This is a genomic window from Collinsella sp. AM12-1, assembly GCF_003472325.1.
GTDB lineage: Bacteria > Actinomycetota > Coriobacteriia > Coriobacteriales > Coriobacteriaceae > Collinsella.
Window position 1 is genome coordinate 64,727 of sequence record NZ_QRLS01000009.1, and the last position, 15,067, is coordinate 79,793.

Genomic DNA, 15,067 nt, shown 5'->3' on the forward strand with positions numbered 1-15,067 from the left:
CATAGAAATCCGCGATGGCCAGGTGTGCTGACGCTTATGTGCTTATGGGCTAGACTTAGCATCATTACGTGTTTGATGCGGTTGGCCGGCGGTTGCCGCCCGACCGATCTATATGACTTGAAGGTGCATGCGTATGAGCCAAGAGATGATGGACAAGACCTGTCGCGGGTTTGCCGAGGCGCTGGCCGCGCGCGAGCCGGTTCCCGGCGGTGGCAGCGCGAGCGCCTTTGTGGGCGCGCTGGGCGCCTCGCTGTGTGGAATGGTTGCCCGCTACGGTGCGACCAATCCCGCGCTTGCTGATCGTGCGGATGACCTGACGCGCGCGTTTGCCCAGGCTGATGAGCTGGCCCAGGAGCTTGTCGAGTTGGTTTCCGAGGACGTTCGTGCCTACAGGCGGGTGTCCGCGGCGCACGGTATTCCGCGTGACGATCCGGCTCGAGCGACCGCGATTCAGGATGCGCTGCATGTGGCAGCCATGCCGCCGTATCGCATTATGGATGCCTGCGGGCGCGCACTGGCGCTGCTCGAGGACATGGCCGATAAGGGTTCGCGTCAGCTGCTGTCCGATGTGGCGTGCGGCGCCGTGTTCTGCCGTGCCGCTATGCAGGGCGCGAGTTTGACGCTCTTTGCGAACACCACGTCTATGAAGGATCGCGCTCGTGCTGAGGAGCTCGAGACGGCGTGTGATGAGTTGCTCGACACATGGTTGCCGCGCGCCGATGCGCTGGCGCGCCGCGCCTCCGACGCTGCAAGGAAGAGGGGATAGCCATGGCTGAACTGCTGAAGGGTGCTCCCGTTGCTCGCGCTTTGACCGTGGAACATGCTGCTCGCTGCGCAGCCCTGCGCGAGCGCGGCGTTGTTCCGACGCTGGCCATCGTGCGTGTGGGCGAGCGCGAGGACGACCTGTCCTACGAGCGCGGCGCCCTCAAGCGCTGCGAAAAGGTTGGCATTGAGGCTCGCCGCATTTTGCTTCCCGCCGATGTTTTGCAGGACGAGTTGTTGGCCGCCATCGAGGACATCAATGCCGACCCCGCTGTTCATGGCTGCCTGATGTTTCGTCCGTTGCCCGCTGGGCTTGACGAGGATGCGGTTGCCGCGGCACTCGATCCCGCCAAGGATGTTGACTCCATGACGCCGGCCTCGCTGCTTACCACGCTTTCGGGGCGAGGCGAGGGCTTTGCTCCCTGCACGGCCGAGGCTGTGTTGGCGTTGCTGGACCATTACGACGTTGAGCTGGATGGGGCCAAGGTCGCGGTCGTCGGTCGATCGCTGGTGATTGGCCGTCCCGTTGCCGCCATGCTTACGGCTCGCAATGCCACGGTAACGACGTGCCATACGCATACGCGTGACTTGACTGCCGAGTGCCGTGCGGCTGATATTATGGTTGCGGCCGTTGGACGCGCGCGCACGATTGGCGCGGATGCGGTTCGCGATGGCCAGACGATTATCGATGTTGGCATTAATTGGGACGAGGCCGCTGGCAAGCTGGTCGGGGACGTTGATTTTGATGCTGCAGAGCCGGTTGTTGGTGCCATTACTCCCGTGCCGGGCGGCGTGGGGGCTGTGACCACCGCGATTCTCGCCAAGCACGTGATTGAGGCGGCGGAGCGCGCATCGAAATAGGCGTTTTTGACCACAGAGGTTGCCGAGGTCGCGGTTTCGCCCTTTTTGTGCCGAAGCGATACACTGTTGCCGTTTGATTTCTTCGCTCAAGGAGGATGCGCATGCCGTGCACAACGATTTTGGTTGGTAAGAACGCGAGTTACGACGGCTCGACGCTGGTTGCCCGCAATGAGGACTCGTCCAATGGAGTATTTGAGCCCAAGCGCATGCGCGTAGTACATCCCGACGAGCAGCCGCGTGTCTACACGAGCTTCCTGAGCCACCTGACCGTTGAGCTGCCCGACAATCCCATGCGTTACACAAGCGTCCCCGACGTTGTCCCGGGCCATGGCATTTGGGCCGAGGCCGGTTTCAACGAGCTCAATGTGGGCATGTCCGCAACCGAGACGCTCACCACCAACGAGCGCGTTCGCGGCGCCGACCCGCTCGTCGACTACGTGCCCGCCAAGGGCAACGAGGACGAGGACGGCTATGTTCCGGCGCAGCCCGGCGGTCTGGGCGAGGAGGACATGGTGACCCTGGTGCTGCCATATGCCAAATCCGCCCGCGACGGCGTACGCATTCTGGGTGACCTGCTCGAGCGTTATGGCACCTACGAGAACAACGGCATCGCCTTTAGCGACGTGGACGAGATCTGGTGGCTCGAGACCATCGGCGGCCACCACTGGATCGCCAAGCGCGTGCCCGATGACGCCTATGTGACCATGCCCAACCAGCTGGGTATCGACAGCTTTGACCTGGATGACGCCGAGGGCGCCCAGGCCGACCACATGTGCTCCGCCGACCTGCGTGCCTGGATGGCCGAGTGGCATCTGGACCTGACGCTGGGCGTCGATGGCGACGGCCCGGCTGCGATCTTTAACCCGCGCGAGGCCTTTGGCTCGCACAGCGACAGCGACCATGTCTACAACACGCCGCGCGCCTGGTACATGCAGCGCTGCCTCAACCCCAGCGATGTGTGGGACGGTTCCGAGGCCGACTACACGCCCGAGAGCGACGATATCCCCTGGAGCCGCGTGCCCGAGCGCAAGGTGACCATCGAGGACATCAAGTACGTGCTTTCGAGCCACTACCAGGGCACGGAGTACGACTGCTACGGCAGCAAGGGCACGCCCGCCACGCGCGGTGCCTATCGCCCCATCGGCATCAACCGTAACAGCCAGCTCGCCGTGCTGCAGCTGCGCCCCTATGCGCAGCCGGCCTACCGCGCCGTGCAGTGGATGGCCTTTGGTTCCAACTCGTTTAACGCGCTGGTTCCGCTGTACGCCAACGTCGAGACCATGCCCGAGTACTATGCCGATACGCAGGCTCGCGTGACGTCCGAAAACTTCTACTGGGCCAACCGCCTGATCGGAGCGCTGGCCGACGTCCGCTTCCATGAGTGCGGCCGCGCTGTGGAGGACTACCAGGAGAAGGTCGGTGGCATGGGCCACAAGCAGATCCATGACGTCGACGCTGCCGTAGCCGCGCTGCCCGAGGCCGAGGTGCCTGCCGAGCTTGCACGCGCCAACGAGGAGTTTGCCGAGCTCGCGCGCGTGGAGACCGATGCCCTGTTGGGCAAGGTGCTCTACACCACGAGCTGCGCCATGAAGAACTCTTTCGCGATGAACGACAACGTGAGATAGGGATTTCCCGTCGATCGAATAGCGCTTAAACGCTTTGTCGCTTTCACTCAATCTTGGGTACAAGAACGCCAATGCAGTTGTTTGTGATTGGAGACAACCATGGTTATGAAACTCGATCAGCTTGTTAACGGCGCCATCAACGTGGGCTTTGGCGCTGCCGCCGTTGCTGTCGAAGGCGGCAAGAAGGTCCTCGACGACCTTAACACCAAAGGCGAGCAGGTCCGCAAGGACACCGCCACCCCCGATATCGCCCGCAGCGTGTCCGACATGTTCGAGCAGGCCGGTGGCACCATCTCCGATCTGACCGAGCGCTTGGGCATGCAGGGCGAGACCGCGGCCCAGCGCGTGCTCGACGAGCTCATCCTGGCCCGCGTCCGCGTCATGACCGCCCCCGAGCGCACGGCCTTCCTGGCCCATGTGCGCGACATCGTCGATTCGGTCGAGGACAACGTGACCTCGGTGCCCGTCGAGTCCGTTGAGCCCGACGATGCGAAGGATACCGAAGAGGCCGAGTAGCAGCGCAGATGGCAGATTCCACCACCGATTACAACAATCTAGATCCCTTGGGTGACGAGGCGGCGGTTGTCGATGAGGTCGATGCCGTCGTCTCGGGCGCTCGCAAGAAGCCGCGCGCTGTCGATATGGTCCCCGAGGAGCCCGACGCGATGGCGCCGGACGAGGAATACCAGCTCACGCCGGCGGGTCGCCGCGAGCGCATCGGACAGATTGTTCGCCTGGTCAAAAAGTACCGCGTGTGGGATAACCTCACGCCGGTTCGTTTGCGCCGCCTGCTCGAGGAACTCGGCCCCATGTTCGTCAAGATGGGGCAGATTCTGGCCAACCGGTCCGAGATTCTGCCGCAACGCTTTTGCGACGAGCTGCGTCGTCTGCGCTCCGACGTGGAGCCGGTGCCGTACGAGGTCGTACTCAGTTGTCTGGAAGAAGAATACGGCCTGCGCCTGGGGGAGATGTTCGATGCGATCGACCCCAATCCGCTTGGTAGCGCATCGCTTGCGCAGGTGCACCGCGCACGTCTGGTGACGGGCGAGGACGTGGCCGTCAAGGTGCAGCGCCCCGGTGCGCAGCAGGTTATGGCACAGGACATCGATATCATCCGCTCGGTGGTGCGTATCGTTTCCAAGTTCGTCAACACCGATCAATTCGTTGACCTGCACGGTGTAGTCGAGGAGTTGTGGACCTCGTTTCGCGAGGAGACCAACTTTTTGGCCGAGGCCAAAAACCTCAACGACTTCTACGAGTTCCATAAGAGCGTTCATGGCGTGACGTGCCCTAAATCCTATCTGGACCTGTGCACCGAGCACGTGGTGGTTATGGACTACGTCGACGGCATTTCGATCGCCGATCCTGAACGCTTGGTGGCCGAGGGCTATGACTTGGAAAAGATCGGTGCCGCAATCGTCGAGGACTACTCGACGCAGGTGCTCGACGATGGCTTTTTCCATGCCGACCCGCATGCGGGAAACATCATCCTCAAGGATGGCATCGTCTACTTTATTGACCTGGGCATGGTCGGACGCATGTCGAGCCACGATCGCGGTATCGTAAAGGACATGATTTTCGCCGTGGCCGAGGGTGACGTGCCCAAGCTCAAGGATTCGCTCATGCGCTTCGCCGTGACGCGTGGCGACTCGGCTGAGCTCGATCATTCGGCCTTTTTGTCCGATTTGGACTTTATCGTTGCCGACTTTGCCGGGCTCGACCTTAAAGACCTGGATATCGGCGAGTTTTTGACCTCGCTGCTCAATCTGGCGCGCAAAAATGACGTTGAGCTGCCGAGCGTGGTGACGATGTTCGCCCGCGGCATGGTGACGCTCGAGGGCCTGTTGACCGAGTACATGCCCAACGTCAACATGATCCAGATCATCCAGACGCACATCAAAAACGAGAAGAGCACCTATGCCCGCATGCGTGATATGGGACGCGATCTGGCCGCGAGCAGCTATCGCGCGGCAAAAGGCTCGCTCGAGGCGGCCGAGTATTTGGGCTTGGCTTCGCGTATGCTCACGCGCGGCCAGCTTAAGGTGAACACGCAGATCATGAGCAGCGATAAGGCGCTGCGACAGCTGGGCGGAATTATCGACCGCATGTCGATGGCTATCGTGATCGCCGGTCTGTTTATCGGTTCGTCGGTGGTGTACTACGCGCGCATCGAGCCGGTTGTCCTCGGCATTCCGGTCATCGGCTTCTTTGGCTACGTGAGCGCGCTGGTGCTGGCGCTTATGCTGGGCCGCAATATCTGGCTCAACAGCCACGGCGGCAAGCACTAGAGGCTGCGACCGTCACCGCATTTTCCTATCGCAAACAATAGCTTTTACCTTGGGCTTCGCCTGCGTGCGAGGCCCTTTTGCGTGATACCATTTTGACGGTAATAATCGATGGCCTAGATGGTGGTGCGGAGACGCACGAATGCGCGGTTTTCCTGCGCGTTTGGGAGAATCGGGGTGCAAGTCCCCGGCTGTACCAGTAACCGTAATTCCTCTTGGCTCGGGATGTTCGCGTCGCAGATCGGACGGCGCGCCCGAGTCGTTAAGGTTAAGTCGGATCGCCTCCCATCTTGCGTGCGGCTGCGGCGTATGCCGCCGGTGTGCATAGGGCTCTGGAGGGAAGGAGGACCCCGATGGGGGAACTCGAGCGCAACATGCGCGATGACGTGGGGCAGCCTCAAGGCAACGCTCCAAGTACAGACAATGGGGGACAAATGGATATGTTTGTGGACGAGCGCCAGCGCGTCTCGCATCGCCGAGGCGCAATTGCGCGCGGCGTAGCCAAGCGCGGCCTGGTGGCATTCCTGGCCTTCGCGATGGCCTTTGGCACCACGCCGGCTCAGCTGTGGGCCGAGGGCGCCGAGGGCATTGCCGAGGCTGTGGCTCAGGCTGCGACGCCGAGTGAGGACGCAGCGCTTGCGGGCGGTGCCGCCGAGCAGAGCGGCGCCGAGGTTTCAGATTCTGGGAGCGCGCCCGCAGCTAGTGCCGCCACAACAGGGGCGGCAGCTGGCGACGAAGGCTCGGCGACGGGGGAGAACCCTGCCGCGAGTGAGCAGTCTTCGACGGTAGCCGCTGGCCAAGCAGGATCTGCCGCCGCGACTGCCGTCCAGACAGAGAACCCGACAGAAACCGGCGATGTCGCCAAGAAGCAAGTCGAGGTCTCGTTCTCGATTATCGGCATCGATGCCGACGGCAAGGCTCAGACCTGGGTGGCACCTACGCAACTCAAGCTCGACGAGGGCGCGACGGCTGCGGACGCCTTCGTTAAGCTGCAGCAGAAGGTGGGCTTCAAGGCGAAATACGATCCGAACACGGCATACGGTTTTTACCTCGAAAGCATCACGTCCCCGAGCGATGGCCGCACGCTTGCCTTCGATCCGGCGACTTATGCCTACTGGCAGCTGTTTGTTGACGGCGCGTCTTCCTCGGTTGGCGCGAGCGGCGTCAAGCTCACCCAGGGGCAGAAGATTGAGTTTGCCTATACGGCTGGTAGCTCGTCCCCTGTCGTTAAGGACCAGGTTGCCGCAAATGTGACCGTCATTGGTCGCGATGCCCAGGGCAAGACTCAGACTTGGGTCGATAACGCGCAGTATGTGGTGACGTCCGGCTCGAACGCACTTGACCTTACGAAGGTCGCGCTCGAGGCGAATGACATCGATGCCGTTGTTGCGGGCTCCTTCATTCTGAGCCTTAAGTACAACGGCGTTGAGCTGGGTAAGCCGCTCGATTATTCGACCTATTGGCAGCTGTTCATCAACGGCAAGTCGAGCGACTACACGGCAGACAATGTCACCATTCATGCTGGCGATACCGTTACGTGGTTCTACGGTGGCTGGGGCGACCAGTTGCCGTCCGATTCCGTCCATGCTTCCGTTCAGGTCCTCGGTAAGGACAAGGACGGCAAGCAGCAGGTTTGGGCTTCGACGGGCCAGACGAGTCTCAAGGCGGGTTCTACTGCCAAGGATCTCCTTGAGCAGACCGGCCTTACTCTCGATGCTGGCGAATCGTCTTGGGGCTGGTTCCTCAACGGCATTACTTCGCCGCTTGACGGTAAGACCTATAAGTATGATCCTGCGACCCGCAGTTATTGGCAATTCTATGTAAATGGCAAGTCCGCCACGGTCGGTGCCGGCAACTACGAGCTCCAAGAGGGCGACGCCGTCACCTTTATGTATGGTGCTGACGCCGATGCCCTCCCCGGTCAGGTTCTTGGGTCTGTCGATGTTGTCGGCCCCGATGTCAACGGCAACAATACTTGCTGGGGCTCGGCAAGCAGTGTTTCTTTGCCCGAAGGCTCTACTGCCCAGAACCTTATTGAGACGGTCCTGAAGGCCAAGGGCGTTACGTACAACGGCTCCCAGAGTGGTGAGTACTGGTTCCTCAATTCCATCAACTCGCCGTTCGATCACAAGCCGTATGCCTGGGATGCTGCGACCAATAAATCTTGGCACCTGTATATCAATGGAGAGCCCTCCTTACTCTGCGCCAACCAGATTACGCTCAAGAGCGGCGATAAGGTTACGCTTGCCTATACCACCGACGATTCGCCCATGCCCGATCCCGACAAGATTGTCGTGGACCCGAGTGCGACGACTCCTGATTGGGATGCCGAGTGGGCCGGCTACGGCAACAGCGGCAACGGTACGTCCGTTACGGACGCCAAGACGCCTGCGCAGGCCGCCGGTCTTAAGTGGGCCTTCGATTGGAAGGCCGAGTCTGGTCAGCAGTATGCCAACTGCAGCGAGCCTGTCATTGCTAACGGTTTTGTGTACATCGCGACCGAGAACGAGCTCATTAAGATCGATTCGTCCACGGGCAAAAAGGTTGCCTCTGCGCCGCTTGCCTCCAAGGTGAGCTATACCTCTCGTCCGATCTATACCAATGGCCTTATCATCGTTCCGCTCAACGGCGGTGCGGTCCAGGCGATTACTGCAGACAAGCTGATCTGCAAGTGGCTGACGCCTGGTTTGACGGACTTGACGCAGAGCTCCTGCACCGTCGTTTCGGACGGCGAGTACGTCTATGTAGGCTCGGTCGATATTTCGTATGACGAGAATTACAACGCGACCTACGGCAACGGCTCCCTGAAGCGTATCAAGATTGCCACGGGCGAAGTCTCTTGGCAGAACATTGACCCTTCCGAGGGCTATTATTGGACTGGCGCTGCGCTGACGGATAAGTACACCATTGTTCCTACGAGCGCGGGCACGCTTAAGTGCATTGATAAGACGACGGGCGATGTCGTTTCGGCCATGAAGCTCGGCGCTGTCGCAAATGCCGATTGCATTGCCGATCCGTCCAATGGTTCGACCTTCTATCAGATGACGCACGACGGAAAGCTCCATGTGATTTTGCTTTCGGCAAAGGGCGTGCTGAGTGAACAGAAGACGGTTGATCTGGGCCTTACGAATAATCTGAGCGCCCCTGCGGTGTCTGGTGACAATCTGATTGTCGGCGGACAGACGGCTACGGGCTCTGCTCTGGTTCTCTATAACCTGAAGACGGACAAGACCACGATGGTCGCTGCTGCCGACGGCAAGGCGCTGCCGGCTGGCCTCAACGGTATTGCTGCTACTCCGCTGGTGAGTGTTCAGGGCGGCAAGACCTATGTGTACTTCACCGTGAACAGCGCGGATAGCAAGGATTACGTCAACTACTCTGCTGGTGGTGGCGTGTATCGCTATACTCTCGGCGATGCAGAGGCGACGCAGATCTATGATGCGGCCGGCCATTACCAGTACTGTGACTCTCCGGTCATTGCCGATGCTTCTGGCAACCTGTACTACATCAATGATTCGGGTACTCTGTTCAAGCTGGGGGCTGTTGAGTCTTGGACGGTTGCCTTTAATTCCAACGGCGGGTCTGCTTGCGACACTAAGTTTGTTGCTACGGCCGACGGCAAGCTGGTCAAGCCGGCCGATCCGACGCGCGATGGCTACACTTTCGGTGGTTGGTATACCGATGAGGCTTGCACGCAGGCGTATGACTTCAGTACGCCAGTGACGGCCGATCTGACACTGTATGCCAAGTGGACCAAGAATGCCGTTAACCCTGGCGGCAATGGCGGTTCTGGCACTAATGGTGGCAACGGTGGCGCTGGCAACGGTTCCGGCGCTGGCGCTGGCACTGGCACGGGTTCCGGCTCCGGCTCTAAGGGCCAGCAGGCCGGCGGCGCTATCGCCCCGGGTCATAAGCCGACGACCAAGACGACGGTGTCGACCAAGACCGAGACCAAGGACAACAAGTCCGACAAGAAGGACACCGATAGGTCCGATAAGAAGGACGAGAAGAAGTCTGACAAGAAGGACAGCAAGTCCGACAAGAAGTCCGATTCCAAGTCCGATACGGGTGCTGCTTCCACGACCACTGCTAAGAAGTCCTCTAGTGCCTCCGAGCAGGAGGCTGGCACCAACCCGCTCGCCATTGTTGGCGTTGCCGCCGGCGTCATCGGTCTCGCCATCGTCGGCGTGTTCGTGTTCACCAAACGTCGGTAGGTGAGGGCTGTGTCCAATAAATCCAAGGACGCTGACCCCAAGCAACCAGATTCCTCGTTTATCCAGCTTGACGATGCAAAGCAACAGGGCGCCGCTTCGGCGGCGTCCGCCCTTCGTCGCAAGACGTTCCTCGGCGTCCTGACTGCCGCGTGCACCATTCTGATCGTCGTCTCGCTGGGTTTCGTCCATCCTTCCGAGAGCGGTGCCTGGTCCATCGACTGGATCATTCAGACCGTGACGGGGGAGAGCGTCGTCACCAAGGACACCAAGGTGTCTGGCTCGACTACGACTTCGGGCGAGGCCAGTTCCAAGGATTCCAAGTCATCGAATGACGCAAAAGATGAGTCCAAGCATTCTGATGAGTCCAAGTCCAAGGACGATTCCGAGTCTTCAAACAAGGAATCGGACAAGAACTCGGATAACAAGAAGTCCGAGGACCAGGACGGCAAGAAGTCTGGCGATAAATCCGCTGCCCAAAATACGGGAGCCGGTGATACTTCCAATGCGTCTGGCGGTGGCCAGTCGTCTGATGGAGCCTCATCCTCTAATGGTGGAAACGCCTCCTCGGGCGGCCAGAGCGGCTCGCAGGAGTCCAGCTACGTAACAGTGACGGTTTCGGTCACATCGAGCGCTGTGGGCAATCCTGTGTCTTCTGGTGGCACCTTTACCTTTAACGAAGGCGCTACCGTCTATGATGCCCTGTGCGCGCTGGGCCTTTCCGTTAACGCACATGGCTCGTCGTACGGCACGTATGTCTCCGCGATTGGTGGTTTGGCCGAGAAACAGCACGGTGGCACGAGCGGCTGGATGTACTCCGTCAACGGCACAACGCCCATGACGGCCTGCAGTAACTACGTTCTCTCCAATGGCGACAACGTGGTCTGGTATTACGTTACAGGCTAGGGACCTCGACATAGTGCGCCAGACGGGCGGTTCGGACAAACATCCGGGCCGCCCGTTTTTCATGCGAATGGGACTGGGTCGCCGGGTCTCTCGGCAAACAAAAAACCGGTTGGAACGGGAATTCCAACCGGTTTTACATTCAAGCAAATAGTGAATCGACTACGACCGTGCGCCCTCGAGGAAGAAGCGGCGGCAGAAGTAGTTGTACCAGGTGACGAGGAACGTGGCGATGGCCTTCATGGCCTGGTAGCCGATGCTCAAAAACGTGACGCCCACAAACATGTACAGGTCGTTGAGGCCCAGGCCGATCACCGACAGGATGGTGAAGATCGTGAACTCGCGCTTGCGGCTCATGCCCTCGCGGTGGTCGAACACGTACTTCATGCTGAGCCAGTAGTTGACCACGACGGACGTGATGAACGAAACCGTGGTGCTCATCAAGAAGTCGAGGTGAAACAGCTCGACGAGCGCAATGAGCATACCCCAGTCGATGCCAAAGGAGACAAGACCCACGACAGCGAACTTGAGGAACTGCTTGGTATGAGGTTGTGCCAGTGCCTTGCGCACGTAATCACATCCAATGCGTTGATGAATCGAGCAGAGGATACTTTAGAGCTTTTGCAAGGGAAACGTAAGGTCCTTGCCAAGAACTATACGAACTCGCCAAATTTTCAAGAGCTAATCCGCAAACGTTGAAAACTTGCCCGTAAACGAGCAATGCCCGCGAACAACACGGCGCTCGACGCGCGTCATCCGTGGGCATTGTAAAGCTGTAAGGTTGCGAGTTACTTGGTCTCGTCGCCTTCCAGGAAGATCTTTCGGGTCACAAAGTTGTAGACCATGACAAGCGCGGTGGCGCAGATCTTGGCGATATTGGCCTCGAGTCCCAGGCCGGCGTTGAGTGTCAACACGATACCGTCGTTGAGTGCCAGGCCGATCACGGACAGCACGACAAAGATAATGAACTCGCGGCGGCGGCTTATGCCTTCCTTGTGCGCAAACACGTATTTCATGCTTGCGAGGTAGTTAAAGATGAGTGAGATGATAAAGCCGCTGGTGTTGGCGATTAGGATGTTAAGGCCCAGACCGTAGTGGAGCAGATTCATAATGCCAAAGTCGATGACCGTGGCAATGACGCCGACGACGCCAAACTTCATGATCTGCGCAAGGAGCTTTTGCATGGTACCTGCCTTATGGTGGCGCCGGGGCGCCGCGGGGATGACAAACTCAGCAAGTTTAGCCAATCCCCGCGGGTGGGGCTAGACGCGCTCCTCGATAGCACCGTTTCTATATGCATCGAGCAGCTGGCGCAGATCCTGGATCTGGCTGCGGATCTTGGCGCCGGTATCGGTGTCGCTCACCATGCGGCGGCGGTCGGCCTCGTCAAAGCGGTTGGTCTCGCTTTCGATGTCCACGTTGCGCGTGAGTGCCTCGGCAACGGTGGTAAAGGCCTGGTGCGACTTGAGGCGGCATCCTCGCGAGCTCGAGATAAGCGTGTAGCCGGCGATGCCCGTCTTGGGATGGTAAGCGCGGCAGAATCCGCCATCGATGACCAGCAGCTTGCCCTCGGCGCGGATGGGCTGCTCGCCCTTGGTGGTTTTAACGGGCGTGTGGCCGTTGATGATGTGACCGGTCGGTGAGCATGCCATGGGCGCGACGCCAAACTCGCGCATGATGTCGTCGCAGACCGAGGGCGACTTGGTAAGCGTAAAGTACGGGTCCATCGGCTCGACCCAGGTGCTCTTGTCGGCGATATAGGCGCGCTCAAAGGTACGCACCAGGCGTCCGCTGGCGGGTGAGTTAAAGCCAATCCACAGGTACCACATCCAGTCGAGAGCGTCGCGGTCGCCCACGCGCCAGGCGCGGCGGGCGATGTGGTCGCAAAAATCGAGATAATCGCGGCCAGCGTGCCAGGTGCCCAGGCAGTTCATGCTGCTAAAGGTGCCGTCTTCGTTGAGCGGCACGCAGCCGTGGAACAGCAGGTTGCCGTTGGCGACCTTGTACATCGAGCCGTGGGAATAGAGGAAATCGATATGGCGATGCAGGTGATCGGCGGTGACAAACTCGGACACGAGCTTGTCGATGATGTGCTGCTCCTGAGACGTGAGCGTATAGGGGTCCGCCGGGTCGACGGTGGGGAAGTCGTTGGTCGTGAGCGGCCACACGCTGCCGTCGGCGAGCGTGACCGTGCCGGTGCCGTGATCGATCTTGTCGAGTAACAGACGGTCGGTCATGTCGAACTCGGGATGGCGCTGGATAATCTGGCCCTCGAGCTTAAAGAGCAGGACGTTGATGGCCTTGATCAGTGGGGTGATGGACTCACCGGCGGTGTAGGTGGCATCGGCAAAGGCGACAAGCTCACGCAGCGAGATGCCGTAGTCGTTCTCCAGGATCTCGTAGTTGTCGTAGCGTAGGTTGTTGCGCAGCACCGTTGCGATGCAGGCGGGCTCACCGGCCGCAGCGCCCATCCACAGCAGGTCGTGGTTGCCCCACTGGATGTCGAGTGAATGGTAGGTGAGCAGGCGGTCCATAATCTTGGCAGCGCCGCCGCCGCGGTCGAAGATGTCGCCCACCAGGTGCAGGTGGTCGACGGCCAGGCGCTTGATGAGCGAGGCGAGCGACTCGATAAAGTCGTCGGCGCTGGCGGTCTCCAGAATGGACTCCACGATGCGCTCGTGATAACGCACGCGATAGTTGTTCTCGTCCGGATGCGTGTGCAGCAGCTCGTCGATGATGTAGGCGTAATCGCGTGGGATGGCCTTACGCACCTTGGAGCGCGTATAGCGGCTCGAAAGCGAGCGGGCGACCATGATGAGCTGGTCAAGCATCGTCCTGTACCAGGTGGGCGAGTCTTCGCGCCGGCTGCGGACCAGGTCGATCTTCTCGCGCGGGTAGTAGATGAGCGTGCACAGCTCGCCCTTTTCGTCAAAGGAAAGCGTGTCGCCAAAAATCTCGTCGACATGTTCGCGCACGACGCCCGAGCAGTTGTTGAGGATGTGCATAAAGGCTTCGTACTCGCCATGCACGTCGCTCATAAAATGCTCGGTGCCTTTGGGTAGGTTGAGGATGGCCGAGAGGTTGATAATTTCGGTAAATGCGGATTGTTCGGTGGGGAACTGTCTCGACAGCAGGCGCAGATACTTGAAGTCTTGCGGATTGCGATCGAATGCGACCATGAAACACCTTCCGATAGGGCTGGTAAAACTGATAAACAGTGTCAAACGTTTATCAGTATGCGCCGCTTTTGTTTCGATTGGGGATGGGCGGCCGAATTGTTAGCCGAACGGTTTGCTAAATCGATTTAGTGGAGGTAGATATGGCGGTTGAGTGGAGACGAAGCGGGTGATTTTGCCCACGTTGGCCCATGGCGGGGGATGGGGATGTTCGTGATAAAGATATTGGATGCAAATGGTTCGCATTGGTAAATAGCGGACATTTGTATCGTATTTAGGCTTGCTGTGCGATAATTTGCGCAGCAATACTTAAGGAGCCTCATATGAGTGATTTTGTCCTGACCTGTGAATCTGCCGCCGATCGAACCCGTGAGTTCTTTGAATCGCGCAATATCCCCGTCGTGTGTTTTCATTACGAGATCGACGATGTTGTCTATACGGACGATCTGTATCAGTCGATTACGCCGGACGAGTTTTTTGCCCAGATATCCGCGGGCGCCATGCCCAAGACGTCTCAGGTGAGCGTGGGTGAGTACGAAGAGTTTTGGGAGCCGCTTGTTGCCGAGGGCAAAGACGTGCTGCACCTGACGTTGTCGTCGGGTATTTCGGGCACGTATGGATCGGCCTGCGTTGCGGCGCAGATGCTCGCGGATCGCTATCCCCAGGGCGGCAAGGTGCGCGTCATCGATTCGCTGGCAGCGTCTTCGGGCTTTGGCCTGCTGGCGGAATGTGCCGCCGACGTGCGCGATAGCGGGGCTTCACTCGACGAGACGGCCGCTTGGATCGAGGAGCATAAGCTCAACCTGCACCACTGGTTCTTCTCGACCGATCTGTCGAGCTACCTGCGCGGCGGTCGCATTTCGGCTGCGAGCGCGATCATCGGCACGGCGCTTAAGATTTGCCCACTTATGACGGTCGATTGCGAAGGTAAGCTGTCGCCACGTGAGAAGATTCGCACTAAGAAGCGCGCGATTTCCGAGATGGCTAAGACCATGATGGCACACGTGCAGGACGGTGCGGATTATTCGGGTAAGTGCATCATGTCGCACTCGGCGTGCCGCGAGGATGCCGAGGCAGTTGCGGCGCTGATTGAGGAACAGGTTCCGCAGCTTAAAGGCAAGATTGAGATCAATAACATCGGTACTCTGATTGGCTCGCATACCGGACCTGGTACGGTGGCGCTCTTCTTTATGGGCGACAAGCGCGTGGATTAATTTGCCCCATCACATCGCTGCATGATTGCT

General features: G+C 59.4%; 11 protein-coding genes. 8 read left to right on the forward strand and 3 right to left on the reverse strand.

From position 1 onward, the window contains the following. The first annotated feature begins 133 nt into the window (after positions 1 to 133). From DW136_RS05995 to DW136_RS06025, 7 genes are all read left to right on the forward strand, one after another. Entirely contained in the window at positions 134 to 766 is a 633-nt protein-coding gene (locus tag DW136_RS05995) for a cyclodeaminase/cyclohydrolase family protein (RefSeq protein ID WP_158571442.1), read from the forward strand. A 2-nt stretch (positions 767 to 768) separates the two neighbouring features. Continuing rightward, positions 769 to 1,623, forward strand: coding sequence for a bifunctional 5,10-methylenetetrahydrofolate dehydrogenase/5,10-methenyltetrahydrofolate cyclohydrolase (locus DW136_RS06000; protein WP_117583984.1), 855 nt, complete (start codon positions 769 to 771; stop codon positions 1,621 to 1,623). Between the two features lie 101 nt (positions 1,624 to 1,724). Further along, positions 1,725 to 3,248, forward strand: a complete 1,524-nt coding sequence (locus DW136_RS06005) for a C69 family dipeptidase (protein ID WP_117629586.1) — start codon at positions 1,725 to 1,727, stop codon at positions 3,246 to 3,248. A gap of 99 nt (positions 3,249 to 3,347) precedes the next feature. Then, a complete protein-coding gene (locus DW136_RS06010) occupies positions 3,348 to 3,764 on the forward strand; it encodes a hypothetical protein (RefSeq protein ID WP_117583986.1) in 417 nt (138 codons plus the stop codon). An 8-nt stretch (positions 3,765 to 3,772) separates the two neighbouring features. Continuing rightward, positions 3,773 to 5,536 (forward strand): AarF/ABC1/UbiB kinase family protein, encoded by a 1,764-nt coding sequence (locus DW136_RS06015; RefSeq protein WP_117629587.1) that lies wholly within the window; start codon positions 3,773 to 3,775, stop codon positions 5,534 to 5,536. A gap of 431 nt (positions 5,537 to 5,967) precedes the next feature. After that, on the forward strand, positions 5,968 to 9,747 hold the full coding sequence (locus tag DW136_RS06020) for a DUF4430 domain-containing protein (RefSeq protein ID WP_158552055.1): 3,780 nt from the start codon (positions 5,968 to 5,970) through the stop codon (positions 9,745 to 9,747). Between the two features lie 9 nt (positions 9,748 to 9,756). Continuing rightward, on the forward strand, positions 9,757 to 10,650 hold the full coding sequence (locus tag DW136_RS06025) for a DUF4430 domain-containing protein (protein WP_233505679.1): 894 nt from the start codon (positions 9,757 to 9,759) through the stop codon (positions 10,648 to 10,650). Positions 10,651 to 10,809: 159 nt separating this feature from the next. Here DW136_RS06025 and DW136_RS06030 read toward each other — a convergent pair whose 3' ends face one another. From DW136_RS06030 to DW136_RS06040, 3 genes are all read right to left on the reverse strand, one after another. Beyond that, positions 10,810 to 11,217, reverse strand: coding sequence for a GtrA family protein (locus DW136_RS06030; protein WP_118289279.1), 408 nt, complete (start codon positions 11,215 to 11,217; stop codon positions 10,810 to 10,812). Between the two features lie 218 nt (positions 11,218 to 11,435). Continuing rightward, entirely contained in the window at positions 11,436 to 11,831 is a 396-nt protein-coding gene (locus DW136_RS06035; RefSeq protein ID WP_117629590.1) for a GtrA family protein, read from the reverse strand. A gap of 78 nt (positions 11,832 to 11,909) precedes the next feature. Beyond that, complete coding sequence (locus DW136_RS06040) at positions 11,910 to 13,826, reverse strand: fructose-1,6-bisphosphatase (RefSeq protein WP_117629591.1); 1,917 nt, start codon at positions 13,824 to 13,826, stop codon at positions 11,910 to 11,912. A gap of 320 nt (positions 13,827 to 14,146) precedes the next feature. On the opposite strand from DW136_RS06040, the gene DW136_RS06045 reads away from it, so the two are divergent. Beyond that, a complete protein-coding gene (locus DW136_RS06045) occupies positions 14,147 to 15,037 on the forward strand; it encodes a DegV family protein (protein ID WP_117629592.1) in 891 nt (296 codons plus the stop codon). Positions 15,038 to 15,067: the final 30 nt, after the last annotated feature.

Coding starts and splice junctions, on each gene's coding strand:
- DW136_RS06000 (WP_117583984.1), top strand. CDS start 769: ATGGCTGAACTGCTGAAGGGTGCTCCCGTTGCTCGCGCTTTGACCGTG.
- DW136_RS06040 (WP_117629591.1), bottom strand. CDS start 13,826: ATGGTCGCATTCGATCGCAATCCGCAAGACTTCAAGTATCTGCGCCTG.
- DW136_RS06020 (WP_158552055.1), top strand. CDS start 5,968: ATGGATATGTTTGTGGACGAGCGCCAGCGCGTCTCGCATCGCCGAGGC.
- DW136_RS06045 (WP_117629592.1), top strand. CDS start 14,147: ATGAGTGATTTTGTCCTGACCTGTGAATCTGCCGCCGATCGAACCCGT.
- DW136_RS06015 (WP_117629587.1), top strand. CDS start 3,773: ATGGCAGATTCCACCACCGATTACAACAATCTAGATCCCTTGGGTGAC.
- DW136_RS06010 (WP_117583986.1), top strand. CDS start 3,348: ATGGTTATGAAACTCGATCAGCTTGTTAACGGCGCCATCAACGTGGGC.
- DW136_RS06005 (WP_117629586.1), top strand. CDS start 1,725: ATGCCGTGCACAACGATTTTGGTTGGTAAGAACGCGAGTTACGACGGC.
- DW136_RS05995 (WP_158571442.1), top strand. CDS start 134: ATGAGCCAAGAGATGATGGACAAGACCTGTCGCGGGTTTGCCGAGGCG.
- DW136_RS06035 (WP_117629590.1), bottom strand. CDS start 11,831: ATGCAAAAGCTCCTTGCGCAGATCATGAAGTTTGGCGTCGTCGGCGTC.